This window comes from Streptomyces sp. Tek67B01 (assembly GCF_055231995.1).
Genome location: NZ_JBUYUY010000001.1, coordinates 3,271,000 through 3,290,482 on the forward strand (window position 1 = coordinate 3,271,000; position 19,483 = coordinate 3,290,482).

Below are 19,483 nucleotides of genomic sequence, written 5' to 3' on the forward strand. Positions count from 1 at the left end.
AGAGCGGGTGGAAGGGCTTTCAGGTGGACGGAAACGGCCCTGGACCGATCCGGCCAGGGAGACCGGAAGCGGCCTCCAGCAGCCGCTCGTAGTACGGCGTCACGAGCGGCGCGCCGACCCGTCCGACCGACCACCCGCACAACTCGGGCACCGCCCTCGTCGCCCGGCGGCACAGTGCCTCGGCGCGGCGTTCCGCCTCCTCCAGGGCGTCCGCGAGCAGATAGACACCGAGGACGGGGGACGGCTGCGCGTGGGGGTGGGCGGAGACGTGCTCCACAGGTATGTCGGCAGGCGCCAGGGCGCGTACGAGATCGGCCGCCTGCGACGGAAGGACGGCTTCCGCTGACGGGGCGTGCAGGCCCACGTGAATGAGGTACATGCGCGCCACTCTTGCGAACTCCCCGGAGTGGACACAGGGCGCGGACCTGGACAGTTGGGGCCGTGGCCGGAAACGTCCACGCGCTTCTCCCGCAGGTCACGACGTGCGACCATGCAGTTACCTTGATCGAAAAGGGCTCACACGGGGGGAACCGCTGTGCTCGCCACTCTCGGCCTCGACGCCACGTCAGAGGCCGTATACCGCGCCATGCTCGCTTACCCGACGGAGGGAGTGAGGGCGCTCGCAGACCGCCTCGCCACACACGAGGCCGACGTCCGGCGCTCCCTGGACGTTCTCAGTGAACTCGCGCTCGTCCGTCCGTCCTACGAGCGGCAGGGGAAGCTGCGCGCGGTGTCGCCCGAGGTCGGCATGGAGCTCCTCATGGCGCGCCAACAGGCCGAACTCGCCGCCCAGCAGTTGCGTATCGAGGCGTCGAGGGCGGCGGCGACGCAGCTCATCGCCGAGTTCGCCGACCTGACGCCGGCCTCGTCCAGCCCGGGTGTCGAGCAACTACTGGGGCTCGACGCCATCCGGGACCGGATCGCAGGCCTCGCACGGGAGGCTCGCACCGATCTGATGACCTTCGCGCCGGGCGGCGGCCACCGGGCCGAGAGCCTGGAGGCGTCCAAGCCCAATGACCAGGCGCTGCTCGGCCGGGGCGTGCGGATGCGCTCGCTCTTCCTCGACAGCGTCCGCAACAGCCAGACCACGGTGGCCTATGCGGCCTGGCTGGGCAAACTCGGCGGCGAGGTGCGGACCGCTCCGGAGCTGCCCACCCGACTGATGATCTTCGACCGGTCGACGGCCGTCATCCCGGTCAGCAGCGACGACAGCGCGGCGGGCGCGGTGGTGCTGACCGGTCAGGGCACGCTGATGGCGCTCTGCGCGCTCTTCGACAACGTCTGGGGCGCCGCGCGGCCGCTGGGGACGGCCGAGATCGTCCGTGACGTGGGCGGCCTCAGCCCGCAGGAGACCACCGTCATCCGCTTGCTGGCCCAAGGCCTGACCGACGAGGCGATAGCGAAGCGGCTGGCGGTCTCCCCGCGCACAGCCCGCCGGCTGGCCACGGACCTGATGGACCGGGTGAACGCCCGCAGCCGTTTCGAGTTCGGCGTACGGGCGGTCCAGCGCGGCTGGCTGCCGCGGTCGGCGGAGTGAGCCCGACCCCCTAGGAATCGACCTCGCTGCCGGCGAGGTCCAGGGAGGCCAGGCGGTCGGGGTCGCCGATGGCGGTGATGTCGACGATCAGGCCGTCGGTGACGGTGAGGGCCATGACCGAGAGCGGACGGCCCTTCTCGGAGACGACGACACCCGCCGTGCCGTTGACGAGCGCCGGGCGGACGAACGGCGAGAGCCCGCTGAACATGAGGGCCTGGGAGGCCACCGTCCGGGCGCCGCCCAGGACGACCGTCCGGCGGATGCGGCCGGGGACTCCACCAGCGGGGCGATGTCGGGGTGCAGCACCGAGACGAGCGCGTCGAAGTCCCCTTCGCGGGCGGCGGCGAAGAACGCGTCGACCACCCGCCGCTGTTCACCCAGGTCGGGGTCCGGGACCGGGGCCCGGCCCCGCATCCGGCGGCGGGCGCGGCTGGCCAACTGCCGCACGGCGACCGGTGACTTGTCCAGCAGCGGGGCGATCTCGTCGAAGGGCACGGCGAACATGTCGTGCAAGACGAACGAGAGCCGCTCGGCGGGTGACAGCGACTCCAGCACCACCATCAGGTGCCGGCCCGACCGAGTCGGCCGGCGTCACCTGCCGCTCGGGATCGGTGACCGCCTCACGGCTTACGACAGGGTCGGGGATGAAGGTCTCCAGCGGGTCTTCACGCCGGCCCGCACGCGAGCGCAGGGCGTCCAGGCAGAGCCGTGACACCACCGTCGTCAGCCACCCGCCCAGCTTCTCCACCGCGCCGACGTCACTGCGGCCGAGCCGCAGCCAGGCTTCCTGTACGGCGTCCTCGGCCTCGCCGAGGGAACCCGGCACGCCGTAGACCACGGCCCTGAGGTGGCCCCGGTCTCCTCGAACCGTCCGGCCGGCAGTTCGTCCTCGTCGACGACTCGCCTTCCCCCCCTCCTGCACGCTCCGCCTGCGGGAGCCACGTCCACGCATCCTCGACCCCGCCACGCCGAATCACCCAAGCGGTATCCGCGAGTCCGTCAGGAAGCGGCCCTGACGCCGTCCAGGAAGGGCTCCAGCACCGCGCGCCAGGCGGCCGGCTGGTCGTAGTGCAGGTAATGGCCGGCGTCCGGGATCTCGGCGTACCGGCCGGCCGGGAGGACTCGGACCATCTCTTGGGCTTCGGCGCGACCCAACTCGCCGTCGAGTCCGCGCACCACCAGGGTGGGGCAGCGGACCTGGGCCAGTTCCTCCCAGTGCGCGTCATGGACCCAGGTCTCACGGGCCGTCAGCATCTGGCGGCGGGAGAAGAGGGGGCGCCAGCCGTCGTCGGCCCGGTGCATGACCTCGGCGAAGAACGCGCCCCGGCCGGGGTCGGGGCGGTCCACCCGGGGATCGTCCTCGCCGAACCAGCGGCGGGCCGCGTCCTGGGTGGGGAAGGGCAACGGCCAGCGGCGGAACCAGTCCTCCCAGTCGCGCTGCGAGGCCTCGCCGAGGGCGGAGGCGCGCATGTCGCAGATGACCAGGGCCTCCACCAGATCCGGGCGGCGGGCCGCGAGCTGCCAGGCGGTGAGGGCGCCCATGGAGTGCCCGATCAGGGTGACGGGGGCGAGGCCGAGCTGCTCGACGGCGGCCTCGGCATCGGCGACGAACGCCTCGCGCCCGAATGCCACCTGCGCGGCCGGTGCGTCGGGGGCGGCCGGCGCGATGGGGGCCGCCGGTGGGCGACCGCTCTGACCGTGCCCGCGCTGGTCCAGGGCCACGACCCGGTGGTGCTCGGCGAGCCAGCGGGCGGTGCCGGCCCAGTGCAGGGCGCGGCCCATCAGGCCGTGGAGTAACAGGACGGCGGGCCGCTCGGGTTCGTCGGGCGCGCGGTTTTCCGCCCGGGGCTCACGGCCCGGTGCGAGGAACTCCCAGGCGACCAGGCGTACGCCGTCGGCCCCCGTGACATCGATGCGCTGTACCACCGCAGATGCACCCCCTTCGATCCCCGTCAGGGTATCGAACCTGTATTCGAAAACAGCCCTCTCGCCGACAACACCGCTCTTTCGAGTGACCTTGCTCAAGGATTGGCCGCCGCTGCCGATGGAGATCCTTTCAACAGGGAGGCGGGCCGCTCGGGGAAGACGGTCCGAAGGGGATGACCTTGAGAGCTCGGGGCTCCAGGTCAGTCAGGGGAGGATCGGTCCCGGCGCCGAAAGGCGCCGGGACCGTTTCATTACCCCTCCGGTGCCCGCGTCGCCGGCATCGACACGCGGCCGTCGACCGGTTTCGGTCAACGCCCCGGCCCGCCCCGAAGCCCGTCCGCCGGGGCGCCCCGGCCGCCTCAGCGCTTGGCGACGAACACGTGCGAGGCGACCTCCGTACCCAACTCCGCCGCCTCGCCGCCGCTGCCGACCAACACCCCGCCCGGGGACTCCGTCACACTCACCACCGAGCCGGGCTGCACGCCCGCCCGCCGCAGCGTGTACATCAGCTGGGCGTCCGTCTGAATCGGCTCGCCGATCCGGCGCACCACGACGGTCTTGCCCTCGCTGCCCGGATCCAACTCCGACAGGCTGACCATGCCGGCCTCCAGGAACGGGTCGGCCTCGGCCTTCTCGCCCAGCTCCTCCAGTCCCGGGATCGGGTTCCCGTACGGCGACTCCGTCGGGTGGCGCAGCAACTCCAAGACCCGCCGCTCCACCGCCTCGCTCATCACGTGCTCCCAGCGGCAGGCCTCGGCATGCACCTGCTCCCACTCCAGGCCGATGACGTCGACGAGCAGGCACTCGGCAAGCCGATGCTTGCGCATCACGCGCGTCGCCAGCCGACGCCCCTCCTCAGTCAGCTCCAGGTGCCGGTCGCTGGCCACTGCCACCAGACCGTCCCGCTCCATCCTGGCGACCGTCTGGCTCACCGTCGGGCCGCTCTGATCGAGCCGCTCGGCGATCCGGGCGCGCATGGGGACCACGCCTTCCTCTTCCAGCTCGAGGATGGTGCGGAGGTACATCTCCGTGGTGTCGATCAGTCCGGACATTCGTGCCCCTCGGATTGCGTGCGCTGGCCCTGCCCCCAATTCTGACGCATCGGGCCGACAACCGTCCCGTGCCGAACGTCCAGGGCGAAGAGGGACATGCGCCCGGGACCCCTCCCCCGCCCCCGCGTGCCTTTCGTCCACCGGTTGACGTTCGTATTGACACGCCCTTGGTACAGACCGCACGGTGAGCGGCGGACACGGAAGCAACCCACCGCACCCCACCCCTGGAAGGGCCTTCGGCGTATGAGCGAGAGCAAGCTGGCCGGGCAGTTCTTCGACGCCGCCATCGGCCTGCTGGAGCGGGTGCGGAACGAGGAAGCCGGGCCGATCGGCGCGGCGGGGGCCGTCGTCGCCGACGCCGTCGCAGCGGGGAACCGGCTCTTCGCCTTCGGCGCCGGGCACTCCTCGCTGCCCGCCCAGGACGTGGTCTACCGGGCCGGCGGGCTGGCCCTGATGAACTTCCTCGCCGTCCCGGGCACCGCGGGCATCGACGTCATGCCGGCCACCCTCGGCAGCGCTCTGGAACGCGTCGACGGCCTCGCCGCCGCCGTCCTGGACAGCAGCCCGGCCACCGAGGGCGACGTCCTCGTGATCATCTCCCTCTCGGGCCGCAACGCCCTGCCGGTCGAGATGGCCATGAACGCCCGCGCGATCGGACTCAAGGTCATCGGCGTGACCTCCGTGGCGTACACGACGGAAACCCGGTCGCGGCACGCGTCGGGCACCTTCCTCAAGGACCACTGCGACATCGTCCTCGACAGCAAGATCGCGGTCGGTGACGCCGAACTGAGCCTCGACGGCATCGACGCGCCGTTCGCACCCGCCTCCACCGTCGTGACCTGCGCGATCATGCAGGCCGTGATGGCGTCGGCGGCCGGCGAACTGGCGGCGCGCGGGGTGGAGCCGCCGCTGCTGCGCTCGGGCAACGTGGACGGCGGCCACGAGTGGAACGGCCGCGTCATGCGGGAGTACGGCGACCGGATCTTCTTCCGCCACTAGCCGGCCGCGGGCCGGGCACCCCGGCCGGGGGTCCCGCCGGCGCCGGGGCGCACCGCCCGTGGGCAGCCCGCAGGCCAGGGGGAAGGCCGCAGGCCCGGGGCCCGGGGGGCGGGCCGAGCCCCCCAGCGGACCGCAGCCCAGCACACCGGCCCGGGGACCCGCCCATCGCACCGGCCTAGCGCACCGGCCCGGGGACCCGCCCATCGCACCGGCCTAGCGCACCGGCCCGGGGACCCGCCCGAGGCCCCTCCTGGGGGCAGGCCCTGGGGAGGCAGGCCGCAGGCCCGGGGCAGGCCCGGGAGGGTGCAGGCCCAGCGGACCGCAGCCCAGTGCACCGCCCGGGGGTGGACCGGCGCGCCCGCCCGGCGGGGCAGGCCGGGAGCAGTGGCCCGGAGGTGCCGGCTCGGGGCACCGGCCCCGGGACGGTGGCCCGGGCACACCGCCCGGGAGCGGGCCCGGGGGTCCGGGGCAGGCCCGGCGCATCCACCCGGCGGGGCAGGGCCGGGGGGCGGCCCGGAGGTGCCGGACCGGGGGTTCGCCGTCGGTGGGGGCCCGGGGGCCCTCGTCGAAGGGGGTTGGTCACGGCGGGCAGGCCGACGTCCCTCCCGCGTGGCGGTGGCGTGGCCCGGGGGGCCGCCGTCGTCCCCGCGGGTTTGGTCAGAAGTCCGCCGGGCGGCTCGCCGGGCGGCGGGCCAGGTCCAGGTCCGCCGCCACGCGGGAGGCGACCTCCTCCGCGTACAGGGCGTCCGCGCGCTCGAAGGCGGGGCGCGACGGGCCCCGTAGGAAAGTCAGCGCCCCCAGGGTCCGGCCCCGGCTGCGCAGCACCGTGCACAGCGCGTGCGCCGCGTCCGGGGGCCAGTGCCGGGCCCGCGCCCACCGCTCGGAAGGCTCTCCCGCCGGGGCACTGGCCCGCACCGGGCCGATTCGGTCGAGGGCCTGCAACGCCGGGTGCGTCCCCGTGTACCGGACCGGGATCGCGCCCGGCGCCGGCAGCAGCAGGGTCTGCCCCGACGCCGACACGGCCGAGCGGACGAGCCGCCTGCGCCGCCCCGGGACGGCGGGTTCCGGGCCGGGGTCCGCGTCGGGCGGGCCGTCGAGGTCGTCCAGTACGTCCACCAGCGCGTGCTCCGCGAAGCCGGCCAGGGCGAAGTCCAGCCGTACGGCGGCCGCCTCCGCCGGGTCCTCGCACTCGGCGGCGGCCCGCCCCGCGCGGTAGAGCTGGTTCGACCGGAACCGCAGTTGCCCGGTGTCGAGCTCGGCCCGTCTGGCCTCGGTGATGTCCTGGAACAGCCAGCCGACGCCGAGCGGCACCGGCTCCTCCGCCAGTGGCGAGGCCAGCCTCAGGAACCCCGAGCGCCAGCAGCGCCGTCTCGCCCCCTCGGGCGTCCGGACCGTCACCCACAGCTCCACGGGCGCCGGCGGGGCGCCCTCCGCCAGCACGTGCTGGAGCGCGCCCTCCAGTTCCTCGACACCCTGCGCCAGCAGTTCCCCGAGCGGCCGCCCCAGCAGCGCGGTGCGCCCGGAGCCGAAGGCGCGGGCGGCGTGCAGGTTCACGACCGCCGGGCGTAAATCGACGTCGACCAGGACGACCCCCCAGGAGGCGTCCTCCAGCAGCGCCTCGCTCAGCGCGATCGAACGCTCCAGGTCGATCTGCGCGTGCACCTCGCTGAACGCGCAGTAGACACCGGCGGGCTTGCCGTCCGCGCCCGGCACCCCGGCGGACTGGGTCCGCACGAGGACCCGGCCGCCGTCCTTGGTCAGCAGCGCGAACTCGTGGACGTGCCGGCCCGGCACGTCCTGGGCGGACATCAGCCGCTCCTCCACGTCGTGCGCGTCGGCGGCGCGCACCGCCCACCCGGCGAACCCGCGCCGACCGACGGCCTCGGCCGCGGTCCAGCCCAGGATCCGCTCGGCCTCACGGTTCCAATGGGTGATCACACCGTCGGCGTCGAACGCGCACAGAGCCGCGTCCATCCCGTCCAGCAGCGCTGCGAGCAGATCGTCGGTCGTCTCGTCACGTCCGGAAACACTCACCTGGCACCCCCTGCAGGTGTTCGCGTATGCGGCACGTCAGATCATTGAACTGGAACGTGACGCAGCCCACATCCCCTTCCCGGAATCGTCCCGTTTTTTCCGTTCCGGCCGCCCGGGCGAACCCGTCGGATAAATGGCTTGAGCGACCGGCGACGGGCTCGTAGGCTCTGCGGTACACGAGAAGGGAGGTGGTTCCCGAAATGTACGGAAACCGGACGCGTGAGGTGGCTGCGGGCTAAAGCGCCCGTCGTCGCACGCACCCAGTGCGGTGCCCGGCGGGAACGCCAGGCGCCAATCCCAAGCAGTCACCCGACCCGCGGGCTCGCCGGTACGTCCGGCCGGCTCCTCTCACTGCAGGAGAGGATCCCGAGCCCGCGGGTCGTCTGCGTTCCCCGACCTGCGGGTCCGGGTCATGTGTGCCTACGCGGCTACGGGCAGAGCCGCTCGACTCGCCACTCGCCGCCCTCGCGGACGTAGCGCAGCCGGTCGTGCAGCCGGTTCTCGTGCCCCTGCCAGAACTCCACCGCGTCCGGCACCACCCGCAGACCGCCCCACTCCGGCGGCACGGGCACCTGCTCGCCCTCCGGATAGCGCTCCGCCAGCTCCGCGTACCGCCGGTCCAGCTCCGCGCGGGAGTCGATCACCTCGGACTGCGCGCTCGCCCAGGCGCCGAGCTGCGAGCCGTGCGGCCGGGAGCGGAAGTAGGCGGCCGTCTCGTCGCGGCCGATCCGGGCGGCCGTGCCCGTCACGCTGACCTGGCGGGCGATCGGGTGCCAGGGGAACAGGAGCGACACGTACGGGTTCTCGGCGATCTCGCGGCCCTTGCGGGAGGCGTAGTTGGTGAAGAAGACGAAGCCCCGCTCGTCGAACTGCTTGAGGAGGACCGTGCGGGAGCTGGGACGGCCTTCGGCGGTCGCGGTCGAGACGACCATCGCGTTGGGTTCGAAGAGGTGCGACGCGGCGGTCTGCCGGAACCACAGGGCGAACTGCCCCATCGGGTCCTCCGCGAGGGTCTCCTCGTCGAGGATCTCGGAGCGGTAGTGCTTGCGCATGGTCGCGGGATCAAGGTCCTGGTGGGTCACCCGGGCCATCCTGCCGCAGTATGACTGCCGGGGGTGTGCCGTATGTCACGCTTCCGCAGACCATCCGGAGCGGACAAAATCTTGGGGCCGGTCCGAGGGTCCCCGCACGGATGACCATCGACCGTGCCGGGCATCAACGGGGATGACCGCGCCGGACCGCGAATCACGCCGGGAGCCGCGCGTGTTCGCACTATCTGAGGAGCCGCCTGATGTCCGACTTCGTACCCGGGCTCGAAGGGGTCGTCGCGTTCGAGACGGAGATCGCCGAGCCCGACAAGGAGGGCGGGTCCCTCCGCTACCGGGGGGTGGACATCGAAGACCTGGTCGGCCACGTCTCCTTCGGGAACGTGTGGGGCCTGCTGGTCGACGGTGCCTTCAACCCCGGTCTGCCGGCCGCCGAGCCCTTCCCGATCCCCGTGCACTCGGGTGACATCCGGGTCGACGTGCAGTCCGCGCTCGCGATGCTCGCCCCCGTGTGGGGATTGAAACCGCTGCTCGACATCGACGAGCGCACGGCCCGTGACGACCTGGCGCGGGCGGCCGTGATGGCGCTGTCCTACGTCGCCCAGTCGGCCCGCGGCCAAGGGCTGCCGATGGTGCCGCAGAAGGAGATCGACAAGGCCGAGTCCGTCGTCGAGCGGTTCATGATCCGCTGGCGGGGCGAGCCGGACCCCCGGCACGTCAAGGCCGTCGACGCCTACTGGACCTCCGCCGCCGAGCACGGCATGAACGCCTCCACCTTCACCGCCCGGGTGATCGCCTCCACCGGCGCCGATGTCGCGGCGGCGCTCTCGGGCGCCGTCGGCGCGATGTCCGGGCCGCTGCACGGCGGGGCGCCGTCCCGGGTCCTCGGCATGATCGAGGAGATCGAACGCACCGGCGACGCCGTGGCGTACGTGAAGAAGGCCCTGGACAAGGGCGAGCGGCTGATGGGCTTCGGGCACCGGGTCTACCGGGCCGAGGACCCGCGCGCCCGTGTGCTGCGGCGCACCGCCAAGGAACTGGACGCGCCGCGCTACGAGGTCGCCGCTGCGCTGGAGAAGGCGGCGCTGGAGGAGCTGCACGCGCGCCGTCCCGACCGGGTGCTCGCCACGAACGTGGAGTTCTGGGCGGCGATCATGCTGGACTTCGCCGAGGTCCCGGCGCACATGTTCACGTCGATGTTCAGCTGCGCCCGTACGGCGGGCTGGTCGGCGCACATCCTGGAGCAGAAGCGCACGGGCCGCCTGGTGCGCCCGTCGGCCCGCTACATCGGACCGGGCCGGCGCGACCCGCGCGACATCGAGGGCTACGCGGACATGGCCGACACGGCCTGATCCACACCCGTGACACCGGGCGCCGCATCCCACGGGGGGTGCGGCGCCCGTCGCGTGTCCGGCGGCGGTTCAGGGGCCGAGCGTCGCGTCCAAGACGCGGGCCCACTGGCCGACGACCCGGGCCCGGCGGGCCGTGTCGTCGGACAGGACGTTGGCCAGACCGAGGCCGCGGGCCATGTCCAAGAGGCCCTGCACGGTCTCCCGTACGCCCGGCACCGACTCGTCCGCGCCGAGCAGTTCCACGGCGATGCGGTGCGTCTCGCGGCCGACGCGGGCTTCGAGCCCGGCCACGTGCGGGCGCAGCTGCTCCTCGTTGGAGGCGGCGACCCACAGTTGGAGGGCGGCCCGGAAGAGGGTGCCGGCGTACAGGTCGACCAGGGCCTCGACGACGGCCGCGCGGGGGGCGGGGCCGGCGTGGAACAGCTCGCGCAGGGCGGTGGAGCGTTCCTCGGCGACGTGCTCCACGGCGGCCGTGAACAGCTTCTCGCGGGTCGGGAAGTGGTGCTGGGCGGCGCCGCGCGAGACCCCGGCCCGTTCGGCGACGACGGCGACGGTGGAGCCCGCCCAGCCGTGTTCGGCGAGACAGGAGACGGCCGCCTCCAGGAGGTGGCGGCGGGTGACGCGGCTGCGGGCCTGCTTGGGTCCGGCCGTCGGTCCGGGGCCGGTCACCGTGCCCATGACGGGTCCCTGCGTTCGAAGCGGGCGGTGATGCCCTCGCGGGCTTCGACGGAGGCGAAGTGGCGGGCCGACAGCGCGGTCAGGGCGGCGCCGTGCTCGGCGAGTGCGGCCCTGACCGGTGCGGTGAGCAGCCGCTTGGTCGCGGCGAGGGCCTCGGGACCGGCCTTGCGCAGGCCCGCGAGGACGGGGGCGAGCACCTCGTCGACGTCCGTGCCGTGCAGGGTGAGCAGGCCGATGCGGGCGGCTTCGGCGGCGTCGAAGGTCTCGGCGGTCAGGAAGTACCGGGAGGCTGCGCGCGGGTCCAGGCGCGGCAGCAGCGGCGCGGAGATGACGGCCGGTACGACCCCCAGGTGGGTTTCGGTGAAGGCGTATGTGGACTGGGGTCCGGCAGCGGCGATGTCGCAGGCGCCGAGCAGCCCGAGGCCGCCCGCCCGGACGTGTCCGGTGACACGACCCACGACGGGCTTGGGTAGTTCCGCGACCTCCCGGAGCAGGGCCAGGAAGTCGGCGGGGCCACAGGGGGACTTGAGGTCGGCCCCGGAGCAGAAGGTGGTGCCGGTGTGGGTGAGGACGACGGCGCGGACCGACGGGTCCGCGCCCGCGTCGGCGAGGGCCGCGCGCAGCTCGCCGACGAGGTCCGCGGAGAGCGCGTTGCGGTTGGCCGGGGAGTCGAGCGTGAGCGTGGCGATGCCGGTCGCCTGGTCGGCGTGCACGAGTGGGGCCATGTCTCCTCCGGAGGGGGTGGGCCGGTCGGGGGTCCTCCCCCGGGGGAGGGTATGCGGACCCGGCGGCTGCTTGCCAAGTCACCCCCGGGCAGACGGGGGACGGGCCGGGGGGGGGCCGCGGGGGTTGCCGAGGTGCCGGGCCGGGAGGTCGGGTGGGGCGGCGTTGGGCCGGGGGTATCGGGACCGCCTCCGGGAGGTCGGGCCCGAGGGGCCGGGGGTTGGCCGCGGGCGCCCGAATTGGGCCGGGGGTGCCGGGGCCGCCTGAGGTCGGGCCGGGGGGCGTACGGGGCCGCTCGGCCGCCGGTTGCGGCCGGGCGGGGCCGGTCCGCGGGCTCGCCGATCGGTCACCGATCAGGTCCGTACGACCGGCCGACGCCCCCGCCCGCGGCCCGGCTGGGCCCCGGCCCCGCCCGGCCGTCAGTAGGACTTGGGCAGGCCCAGGGTTTGGTGCGAGACGAAGTTGAGGATCATCTCCCGGCTGACGGGGGCGATCCGGGCCACGCGGGACGCGGTGATCAGGGAGGCCAGGCCGTACTCGCGGGTGAGGCCGTTGCCGCCCAGGGTGTGGACGGACTGGTCCACCGCCCTGACGCAGGCTTCGGCGGCGGCGTACTTGGCCATGTTGGCCGCCTCGCCCGCGCCCATGTCGTCGCCCGCGTCGTAGAGGAGGGCGGCCTTGCGCATCATCAACCGGGCCAGTTCCAGTTCGATGTGGGACTGGGCGAGGGGGTGGGCGATGGCCTGGTGGGCGCCGATGGGTTCCTTCCACACCTGGCGGGTCTTGGCGTAGTCCACGGCCTTGGCGAGGGCGTACCGGCCCATGCCGATCGCGAAGGCGGCCGTCATGATCCGCTCGGGGTTGAGTCCGGCGAACAGCTGGAGCAGGCCCGCGTCCTCTCCCCCTACGCCTCCGGCTTGGGAGGGACCCCCACCGACCAGGGCCTCGGCGGGCAGTCGGACCTCGTCCAGGACCAGTTCGAACTGCTTCTCCGCCGCCTGGAGTTCCATCTCGATGACGGAGCGGGAGAAGCCCGGTGTCTCGCGGGGCACGATGAACAGGCAGGGCTTGAGCCGGCCGGTCCTGGCGTCTTCGGTACGACCGACGATCAGGGTGGCGTCCGCGATGTCCACGCCCGAGATGAAGACCTTGCGGCCGGTCAACACCCATGCGTCGCCGTCCCGGCGGGCGGTGGTGGTGATGCGGTGGGAGTTGGAGCCGGCGTCGGGTTCGGTGATGCCGAAGGCCATCGTGCGGGTGCCGTCGGCGAGGCCGGGGAGCCAGGCCCGCTTCTGGGACTCGGTGCCGAAGCGGGCGATGACGGTGCCGCAGATGGCCGGCGAGACGACCATCATCAGCAGCGGGCAACCGGCGGCGCCGAGCTCTTCGAGGACGATGGAGAGTTCGGTGATGCCGCCGCCCCCGCCGCCGTACTCCTCCGGGAGGTTGACCCCGAGGTAGCCGAGCTTGGCGGCGTCGGCCCACAGCTCGTCGGGGTGACGGCCCTCGCGGGCGGTTCGGGCGAGGTACTCGCGGCCGTACCGCTGCCCGAGGGCGGCCACGGCGGCGCGCAGGGCCTGGTGCTCTTCGGTTTCCACAACGGAGTTGCTCATGCGGGCGTTTCCTCCTGGACTACGGCGAGCAGGGCGCCGAATTCGACCTGGTGGCCGGTTGCGGCGTGGAGGGCGGTGAGCGTGCCGGAGGCGGGCGCGACGATGCGGTGTTCCATCTTCATGGCCTCCAACCAGAGCAGGGGCTGGCCGGCGGTGACGGCGCAGCCTGGGGCGAGGCCCTGGGCGACGCGGACGACGGTGCCGGGCATCGGGGCGAGCAAGGAGCCGGGTGCGGTGCGGTCCTCGGGGTCCGCGAACCGGGGCAGCCGGTTCAGGGTGTGGGCACCCAGGGGGCCGTCCACGTAGACCTCCGCAGGACCGACGCCCCCCTTGTTCGATTTATGTTTCACGTGGAACACCCGCCGGACGCCCTCCACTTCGAGGGCGACGAGTCCCGGCTCCACGGCCAGGACGCGAACACCCGGCTGGTCGACGGGGACCGGAAACCCGCCACGCGTCGGGTGGTAGCCGACCTCGTACTCGGCGCCGCCCACGGCGTAGCGGCGTACCTGCGGCTGCGAGCGCAGGTTGCGCCAGCCGCCGAGGCGGGCGGCGAGCGGGGCGTCGGGGGCGGGCGCGGCATCGGAGAGGGCGGCGGCGAGCGCGGCCAGGCAGGCAGCCCGTTCCGCGCCCGGCGCGGGCTCGGTGAGCCCGGCGAGGTGGCGGTCGTAGAACCCGGTGTCGAGCCGTCCGGCGGCGAAGTCGGGGTGTCGCAGGGACCGTACGAGGAGGTCCCGGTTGGTGGTCAGACCGTGGATACGTGCTCCGGCGAGAGCGTGGGCGAGGGTACGGACGGCCTCCGCCCGGGTCGGGGCGTGGGCGACGACCTTGGCCAGCATCGGGTCGTAGTGCGCTCCGACGGCGTCCCCGTCCTCGAACCCGGTGTCCACGCGCACCGCGCCCGGCACGGCGAAGGTGTGGAGCACTCCGGTCTGCGGCCGCCAGTCCCGGGCGGGGTCCTCCGCGTACAGACGGGCCTCGACGGCGTGACCGGTGGGCTCGGGGGGCACCGGCGGCAGGGCCGTACCCTCGGCGACGCGCAGTTGGAGGGCGACGAGGTCGAGGCTGAAGACGGCTTCAGTGACGGGGTGTTCCACCTGGAGGCGGGTGTTCATCTCCAGGAAGTACGGGCGCCCGTCGGCGGCCACGAGGAACTCGACGGTGCCGGCGCCCTCGTAGGAGACGGCTCGGGCGGCGGCCACGGCGGCCTGGTGGAGGCGCTCGCGCAACGATTCCGGCAGGCCGGGCGCGGGGGCCTCCTCGATGACCTTCTGGTGGCGCCGCTGGAGCGAGCAGTCACGGGTGCCGAGCGCCCAGACGGTGCCGTGGGCGTCGGCCAGGACCTGCACCTCCACGTGGCGGCCCCGCTCGATGTAGGGCTCGGCGAAGACCTCGTCGTCACCGAAGGCGGAGCGGGCCTCGGCGCGGGCGGCCTCCAGTTCCTCCTTGAGGCGGTCGAGGTCCCGTACGACCCGCATCCCGCGACCGCCGCCGCCCGCCGCGGCCTTGAGCAGCAGGGGCAGATCGGCCGCGGTGACGTCGGCCGGGTCGACGGGGTCCAGGAGCGGCACCCCGGCCGTGCGCATGAGTTCCTTGGCGCGGGTCTTGGAGGCCATGGCCTCGATGGCCTCGGGGGGCGGGCCGATCCAGGTCAGCCCGGCGTCGCGGACGGCGCGGGCGAAGTCGGCGTTCTCGGAGAGGAACCCGTAGCCCGGGTGGACGGCGTCGGCGCCGGCCGCGAGGGCCGCCCCGACGATCAGGTCGGCGCGCAGGTAGGTGTCGGCGGGGGCGGTGCCGGGCAGCCGTACGGCCGCGTCGGCGCGGCGTACGTGCAGGGCGTCGGTGTCGGCATCGGAGTGGACGGCGACGGTGGCGAGGCCCAGGGAGCGGGCGCTGCGGAAGATCCGTACGGCGATCTCGCCACGGTTGGCGACGAGGACTGACGTCAGGGGCGGTGTCATCTGCGGGCTCACATCCGAAAGACGCCGAAGCCGCCACGGGCGCCCTCGACGGGGGCGTTGTGGACGGCCGACAGGCACAGGCCGAGGACGGTACGGGTGTCGCGCGGGTCGATGACCCCGTCGTCGTACAGCCGTCCCGACAGGAACATGGGCAGGGACTCGGACTCGATCTGCGCCTCCACGAAGGCGCGCATCCCGGCGTCGGCCTCCTCGTCGTACGGCTGCCCCTTGGCGGCGGCGGACTGGCGGGCCACGATCGAGAGGACCCCGGCCAGTTGTGCGGGTCCCATGACGGCGGACTTGGCGCTGGGCCAGGCGAAGAGGAACCGCGGCTCGTAGGCCCGGCCGCACATGCCGTAGTGGCCGGCGCCGTAGCTGGCCCCGATGAGGACGGACAGGTGCGGGACCCGGGAGTTGGAGACCGCGTTGATCATCATCGAGCCGTGTTTGACGATGCCGCCCTGTTCGTACTCCTTGCCGACCATGTAGCCGGTGGTGTTGTGGAGGAACAGCAGCGGGATGTCACGCTGGTTGGCGAGCTGGATGAACTGGGCGGCCTTCTGCGACTCGGCGCTGAACAGGACCCCTTGCGCGTTTGCGAGGATGCCGACCGGATGGCCGTGGAGGGTGGCCCAGCCGGTGACCAGGCTCGTGCCGTAGAGGGGCTTGAACTCGTCGAAGTCGGAGGCGTCGACGATCCGGGCGATGACCTCTCGGGGGTCGAAGGGGGTCTTCAGGTCCTCGGGGACGATGCCGAGGAGTTCCTCGGGGTCGTACAGCGGGTCCCGGGCGGGCGGCGGGTCCTGATGGGGCTTGCGGTGGTTGAGCCGTGCGACGATCCGGCGGGCCTGGCGGATGGCGTCGTGCTCGTCGAGGGCGTAGTGGTCGGCGAGGCCGGAGGTGCGGGCGTGCATGTCGGCACCACCGAGGGACTCGTCGTCGCTCTCCTCCCCGGTGGCCATCTTGACCAGGGGCGGACCGCCGAGGAACACCTTCGAACGGTCCTTGATCATGACGGTGTGGTCGGACATGCCGGGGATGTACGCGCCTCCGGCGGTGGAGTTGCCGAAGACGACGGCGACCGTGGGGACGCCGTCGGCGGACAGCCGGGTGATGTCGCGGAAGACGGCGCCGCCCGGGATGAAGATCTCTTTCTGGGAAGGCAGGTCGGCGCCGCCGGATTCGACGAGGCTGACGCAGGGCAGGCGGTTCTGCCGGGCGATCTCATTGGCCCGCAGGGCCTTCTTGAGGGTCCAGGGGTTGCTGGCGCCGCCGCGGACGGTGGGGTCGTTGGCGGTGATCAGACACTCGACGCCTTCGACGGTGCCGATGCCTGTGACCATCGAGGCGCCGACGGGGTAGTCACTGCCCCAGGCCGCGAGCGGGGACAGTTCGAGGAACGGCGTGTCGGGGTCCAGGAGGAGCTCGACGCGTTGGCGGGCCAAGAGCTTGCCGCGGCCGAGGTGGCGGGCGGTGTACTTCTCGCCGCCGCCGCGCAGGGCGCCCTCGTGCGCCGCGTCCAGTTCGGCGAGGCGGTCCAGGGCGGCGGCGCGCGCCGCGGTGTGCTCGGGGGCTTTCGGGTCGACGGTCGTGGTCAGACGGGTCATGGGCCGGTCCCCTCCGGGGCGGACGACAGCAGGTGGTCCGGGATGTCGAGGTGGCGGGCGCGCAGCCATTCGCCGAGCGCCTTGGCCTGGGGGTCGAAGCGGTGGGCGGCGGCGACGCCGGCGCCGAGGATGCCGGTGATGGTGAAGTTCAGGGCGCGCAGGTGCGGCAGGACGTGCCGGGTGACGGGCAGGGCCGCGGTCTCGGGCAGCAGCAGCCGGAGCGCCTCCGTGGTCAATGTGTGCCGCAGCCACGCCCAGGCGTCGTCGCTCTCGACCCAGACCCCGATGTTGGCGTCCCCGCCCTTGTCGCCGCTCCGCGCGCCGGCCACCCGCCCGAGCGCCGCCCTGGTGGTGGGCCCGTCCCACGCCTGCGGCTCCGGCGCCCCGGTCACGGCGGGCGCGGCAGGCGCGGGCGCGGCAGGCGGGGACGCGGCGGAGGCGGGCGCGGCGGGCTCCGGCGGCGTCACCGTCGCGGCGGACGCCGGCGTGGGCGCGGATCGGGTGGACCCGGCCGGCGTGGGCGCGGCCGGGACGCGCATGCGGGTTCCGTCCGGGAGGACCGCCGTGTGGGGGACCTCCGTCGCCGGTACGAAGTCCGCCGTGAAGACCCCGTACGGCTGGGCCGGGCCCGGCGGGGCCGTGACGTGGAAGCCCGGGTAACTGGCCAGCGCCAGCTCGATCGCCGCCGAGGTCAGCGACCGCCCCACCCGGTCCGGGGAGGCGTCCCGCACCACCAGGCGCAGCAGCGCGCTCGCCGTCTCCTGCGTCGGCGCGTCCTCGTGGTCCGTGCGGGACAGGGTCCACTCCACTACGGCCGGCTCCCGCAGCGCGTCGGCCAGTTGTGCCCGGACCAGCGCGGCCTTCTCCTCGATGTCGAGGCCGGTCAGTACGAACACCACCTCGTTGCGCCAGCCCCCGATCCGGGTCACCCCCACCTTGAGGGTGTCCGGCGGCGGTTCCCCGAGGACCCCGGAGATCCTCACCCGGTCCGGGCCGGCCGGCTCCAGCCGGACGGTGTCCAGGCGGGCCGTCACGTCCGGGCCGGGGTACCGGACGCCATGGGTCTCGTAGAGGAGCTGCGCGGTTACCGTGCCGGGCGTGACGGCCCCGCCCGTCCCCGGGTGCTTCGTGATCACCGACGAGCCGTCTTCGAAGACCTCCGCGAGCGGGAACCCGGGCCGGCCCACGTCGTGCCGGGTGAAGAAGGCATAGTTGCCGCCGGTGGCCTGGGTCCCGCATTCCAGGACGTGCCCGGCCACCACCGCCCCCGCGAGCCGGTCGTGGTCCGAGGGTGCCCAGTCGAACCACCAGGCGGCCGGCCCGCTGACCAGTGCCGCGTCCGTGACCCTGCCGGTGACGACCACGTCCGCGCCCGCCCGCAGGCAAGCCGCGATGCCCGCGCCGCCCAGGTAGGCGTTGGCCGTCAAGGCGTCACCGTGCCGGGACGCGTACGGCGTCAGGTCGTCGCCCTCGACGTGCGCCACGGACACGGGGACGCCCGTCTTCGCGGCCAGCTCGCGGATCGCGCCGGCCAGTCCGGCCGGGTTGAGGCCGCCCGCGTTGGTGACGATCCGTACGCCCCGCTCGTGTGCGAGGCCCAGGTTCTCCTCCAGTTGGCGCAGGAAGGTCTTCGCGTAGCCGAGGTCCGGGTTCTTCAAGCGGTCGCGGCCGAGGATCAGCATGGTCAGCTCGGCGAGGTAGTCGCCGGTCAGGACGTCCAGCGGGCCGTCCGTCAGCATTTCGCGCACCGCGTCGAGGCGGTCCCCGTAGAAGCCGGAGGCGTTGCCTATCCGCAGGGGCCGGCGTCCGGTCATCGGGAGCCCTCCGTGTCGGACGCCGAGGGTTCGCGGCCGGGGCCCGGCGGGCCAGCGAAGGCCTGGGCGATGTCCAGCCAGCGGTCGGCGTCGGGGCCGGTCGCGGTCAGGGCCAGGTCGGCGCGGTGGGCGCGCCGGGTCACCAGCAGGCAGAAGTCCAGCGCCGGCCCCGTGACCCGCTGACCGGCGTCTGCGGGGCCGAACGCCCAGTTTTCGGCGCCGTCCGGGGCGAGCAGTTCCACCCGGAACTGCTCGCCCGGCGCCGGCAGGCCCCGTACCGCGTACGCGTAGTCCCGGGCCCGCACCCCGATCCGTGCGACGTGCCGCAGCCGGGCCGTCGGGGGGCGCCGTACGCCCAGCGCGTCGGCGATGTCCTGCCCGTGCGCCCAGGTCTCCATCAGCCGGGCGCTCGCCATCGACGCGGCCTTCATCGGCGGCCCGTACCAGGGAAAACGCGCTCCCGGGTCGGCGGCGGCGAGGGCCTCGTCGAGCGCGGCCCGCCCGCCTCGCCACCGCGCCAGCAGCTCGGCTGGTGCCAGCAGCGCACCCTCGTCGGCGCCCTCGTCCACGAAGGTGTCGGGGGACTTCGTCGCCTCCTCGGCCATGACCGCGAAGCCCTCGGGGTCGGTGAGGGCGAGCAGCGAGGCTCGGTCGGTCCAGTGCAGGTGGGCGATCTGATGGGCGACGGTCCACCCGGCGGCGGGCGTGGGCCCCGCCCACGCGTCCTTCTGCAACCCGCCCACCAGCGAGTCCAGTTCGTCCCCCTCCGCATGGAGATCGGCGAAGACGGCGACAGCGGACGGATCGGGCACGGTGCGCTCCCCTTCTCGGCGTGGGGGGAAGCCTGGCAGCCGTCCGCAAAACAATCAAGCATGCTTGCATGATTTTAGCGGAGGCTGTCGCGTTCCCGCCATGGGCACAACTGCGCTTCAGCACAGGCGAATTGAGGCGACCACGGGTCCGGCATGGGCAACGGCGGCCCGGCGCCGCGCGTCGGCACGGGGGCGATTTCGGCCGTACGCCGGAAACTCGCGGAAGGTCTGCGATGTCGCGCCGATACTGAATGCCCCGCCGGCGCCCCGCGGCGCATGCGCGCGCAGCGCGGAGCGCGGACATCCGTTCCTGTCATGGCACGTGAGGC

At 73.6% G+C, this 19,483-nt stretch carries 17 protein-coding genes and 2 pseudogenes; 4 read left to right on the forward strand and 15 right to left on the reverse strand.

Going from position 1 to position 19,483, the window contains the following annotated elements; all coding sequences use genetic code 11:
- Window positions 1–19: 19 nt before the first annotated feature.
- On the reverse strand, window positions 20–379 hold the full coding sequence (locus ACV7NM_RS14620; protein ID WP_463410694.1) for a hypothetical protein: 360 nt from the start codon (window positions 377–379) through the stop codon (window positions 20–22).
- Between the two features lie 156 nt (window positions 380–535).
- Here ACV7NM_RS14620 and ACV7NM_RS14625 point away from each other — a divergent pair, with 156 nt between their 5' ends.
- Window positions 536–1,537 carry a LuxR C-terminal-related transcriptional regulator gene (locus ACV7NM_RS14625; protein ID WP_463410695.1) on the forward strand — a complete coding sequence of 334 codons (1,002 nt, stop codon included), beginning with the start codon at window positions 536–538 and terminating at the stop codon, window positions 1,535–1,537.
- A gap of 10 nt (window positions 1,538–1,547) precedes the next feature.
- Here the strand turns inward: ACV7NM_RS14625 and ACV7NM_RS14630 are convergent, their stop codons facing one another.
- On the reverse strand, window positions 1,548–1,763 hold the full coding sequence (locus ACV7NM_RS14630; protein WP_463414157.1) for a hypothetical protein: 216 nt from the start codon (window positions 1,761–1,763) through the stop codon (window positions 1,548–1,550).
- Between the two features lie 71 nt (window positions 1,764–1,834).
- On the opposite strand from ACV7NM_RS14630, the gene ACV7NM_RS14635 reads away from it, so the two are divergent.
- A complete protein-coding gene (locus tag ACV7NM_RS14635; RefSeq protein ID WP_463414158.1) occupies window positions 1,835–1,996 on the forward strand; it encodes a hypothetical protein in 162 nt (53 codons plus the stop codon).
- Between the two features lie 12 nt (window positions 1,997–2,008).
- Here the strand turns inward: ACV7NM_RS14635 and ACV7NM_RS14640 are convergent.
- From ACV7NM_RS14640 to ACV7NM_RS14655, 4 genes and pseudogenes are all read right to left on the reverse strand, one after another.
- Window positions 2,009–2,098 (reverse strand): annotated as a pseudogene (locus ACV7NM_RS14640) (RNA polymerase subunit sigma-70); the annotation flags it as partial.
- Window positions 2,099–2,273: 175 nt separating this feature from the next.
- Window positions 2,274–2,489: pseudogene (locus tag ACV7NM_RS14645) on the reverse strand (RNA polymerase subunit sigma-70); the annotation flags it as partial.
- A gap of 47 nt (window positions 2,490–2,536) precedes the next feature.
- A complete protein-coding gene (locus ACV7NM_RS14650; protein ID WP_463410696.1) occupies window positions 2,537–3,463 on the reverse strand; it encodes an alpha/beta fold hydrolase in 927 nt (308 codons plus the stop codon).
- 359 nt (window positions 3,464–3,822) lie between these two features.
- The gene (locus ACV7NM_RS14655; RefSeq protein ID WP_463410697.1) at window positions 3,823–4,515 is read right to left on the reverse strand and encodes a metal-dependent transcriptional regulator; all 693 of its coding nucleotides are present in this window, start codon (window positions 4,513–4,515) and stop codon (window positions 3,823–3,825) included.
- Between the two features lie 243 nt (window positions 4,516–4,758).
- Here ACV7NM_RS14655 and ACV7NM_RS14660 point away from each other — a divergent pair, with 243 nt between their 5' ends.
- A complete protein-coding gene (locus ACV7NM_RS14660; RefSeq protein ID WP_463410698.1) occupies window positions 4,759–5,514 on the forward strand; it encodes an SIS domain-containing protein in 756 nt (251 codons plus the stop codon).
- 657 nt (window positions 5,515–6,171) lie between these two features.
- Here the strand turns inward: ACV7NM_RS14660 and ACV7NM_RS14665 are convergent.
- Window positions 6,172–7,548, reverse strand: coding sequence for a PAS domain-containing protein (locus tag ACV7NM_RS14665; RefSeq protein ID WP_463410699.1), 1,377 nt, complete (start codon window positions 7,546–7,548; stop codon window positions 6,172–6,174).
- A gap of 428 nt (window positions 7,549–7,976) precedes the next feature.
- Window positions 7,977–8,639 carry a pyridoxamine 5'-phosphate oxidase gene (gene pdxH / locus ACV7NM_RS14670; RefSeq protein WP_463410700.1) on the reverse strand — a complete coding sequence of 221 codons (663 nt, stop codon included), beginning with the start codon at window positions 8,637–8,639 and terminating at the stop codon, window positions 7,977–7,979.
- 200 nt (window positions 8,640–8,839) lie between these two features.
- Here pdxH and ACV7NM_RS14675 point away from each other — a divergent pair, with 200 nt between their 5' ends.
- Entirely contained in the window at window positions 8,840–9,946 is a 1,107-nt protein-coding gene (locus ACV7NM_RS14675; protein WP_463410701.1) for a citrate synthase 2, read from the forward strand.
- A gap of 69 nt (window positions 9,947–10,015) precedes the next feature.
- On the opposite strand, the gene ACV7NM_RS14680 is transcribed toward ACV7NM_RS14675, so the two are convergent.
- The 7 genes from ACV7NM_RS14680 to ACV7NM_RS14710 all read right to left on the reverse strand — a co-directional run bounded on the left by ACV7NM_RS14680 (window position 10,016) and on the right by ACV7NM_RS14710 (window position 19,154).
- Window positions 10,016–10,624 carry a TetR/AcrR family transcriptional regulator gene (locus ACV7NM_RS14680; RefSeq protein ID WP_463410702.1) on the reverse strand — a complete coding sequence of 203 codons (609 nt, stop codon included), beginning with the start codon at window positions 10,622–10,624 and terminating at the stop codon, window positions 10,016–10,018.
- Entirely contained in the window at window positions 10,612–11,349 is a 738-nt protein-coding gene (locus ACV7NM_RS14685; protein WP_463410703.1) for an enoyl-CoA hydratase family protein, read from the reverse strand. The genes ACV7NM_RS14680 and ACV7NM_RS14685 overlap by 13 nt, the downstream gene beginning before the upstream one ends.
- A 417-nt stretch (window positions 11,350–11,766) precedes the next feature.
- Window positions 11,767–12,960, reverse strand: coding sequence for an acyl-CoA dehydrogenase family protein (locus tag ACV7NM_RS14690; RefSeq protein ID WP_463410704.1), 1,194 nt, complete (start codon window positions 12,958–12,960; stop codon window positions 11,767–11,769).
- Window positions 12,957–14,921: an acetyl/propionyl/methylcrotonyl-CoA carboxylase subunit alpha gene (locus ACV7NM_RS14695; RefSeq protein WP_463410705.1), complete on the reverse strand. Its 1,965-nt coding sequence runs from the start codon at window positions 14,919–14,921 to the stop codon at window positions 12,957–12,959. The genes ACV7NM_RS14690 and ACV7NM_RS14695 overlap by 4 nt, the downstream gene beginning before the upstream one ends.
- A gap of 8 nt (window positions 14,922–14,929) precedes the next feature.
- Window positions 14,930–16,528: an acyl-CoA carboxylase subunit beta gene (locus ACV7NM_RS14700; protein ID WP_463410706.1), complete on the reverse strand. Its 1,599-nt coding sequence runs from the start codon at window positions 16,526–16,528 to the stop codon at window positions 14,930–14,932.
- Window positions 16,525–18,342 (reverse strand): acyclic terpene utilization AtuA family protein, encoded by a 1,818-nt coding sequence (locus ACV7NM_RS14705; RefSeq protein WP_463410707.1) that lies wholly within the window; start codon window positions 18,340–18,342, stop codon window positions 16,525–16,527. Before ACV7NM_RS14705 ends, ACV7NM_RS14700 begins: the two co-directional genes overlap by 4 nt.
- Complete coding sequence (locus tag ACV7NM_RS14710) at window positions 18,339–19,154, reverse strand: TIGR03084 family metal-binding protein (RefSeq protein ID WP_463410708.1); 816 nt, start codon at window positions 19,152–19,154, stop codon at window positions 18,339–18,341. The genes ACV7NM_RS14705 and ACV7NM_RS14710 overlap by 4 nt, the downstream gene beginning before the upstream one ends.
- Window positions 19,155–19,483: the final 329 nt, after the last annotated feature.

Excerpts from the sequence above, each read along its gene's own strand:
- ACV7NM_RS14620 (WP_463410694.1), bottom strand. The coding sequence starts at position 379 with ATGTACCTCATTCACGTGGGCCTGCACGCCCCGTCAGCGGAAGCCGTC.
- ACV7NM_RS14675 (WP_463410701.1), top strand. The coding sequence starts at position 8,840 with ATGTCCGACTTCGTACCCGGGCTCGAAGGGGTCGTCGCGTTCGAGACG.
- ACV7NM_RS14685 (WP_463410703.1), bottom strand. The coding sequence starts at position 11,349 with ATGGCCCCACTCGTGCACGCCGACCAGGCGACCGGCATCGCCACGCTC.
- pdxH (WP_463410700.1), bottom strand. The coding sequence starts at position 8,639 with ATGGCCCGGGTGACCCACCAGGACCTTGATCCCGCGACCATGCGCAAG.
- ACV7NM_RS14705 (WP_463410707.1), bottom strand. The coding sequence starts at position 18,342 with ATGACCGGACGCCGGCCCCTGCGGATAGGCAACGCCTCCGGCTTCTAC.
- ACV7NM_RS14690 (WP_463410704.1), bottom strand. The coding sequence starts at position 12,960 with ATGAGCAACTCCGTTGTGGAAACCGAAGAGCACCAGGCCCTGCGCGCC.
- ACV7NM_RS14680 (WP_463410702.1), bottom strand. The coding sequence starts at position 10,624 with ATGGGCACGGTGACCGGCCCCGGACCGACGGCCGGACCCAAGCAGGCC.
- ACV7NM_RS14660 (WP_463410698.1), top strand. The coding sequence starts at position 4,759 with ATGAGCGAGAGCAAGCTGGCCGGGCAGTTCTTCGACGCCGCCATCGGC.
- ACV7NM_RS14695 (WP_463410705.1), bottom strand. The coding sequence starts at position 14,921 with ATGACACCGCCCCTGACGTCAGTCCTCGTCGCCAACCGTGGCGAGATC.
- ACV7NM_RS14655 (WP_463410697.1), bottom strand. The coding sequence starts at position 4,515 with ATGTCCGGACTGATCGACACCACGGAGATGTACCTCCGCACCATCCTC.
- ACV7NM_RS14700 (WP_463410706.1), bottom strand. The coding sequence starts at position 16,528 with ATGACCCGTCTGACCACGACCGTCGACCCGAAAGCCCCCGAGCACACC.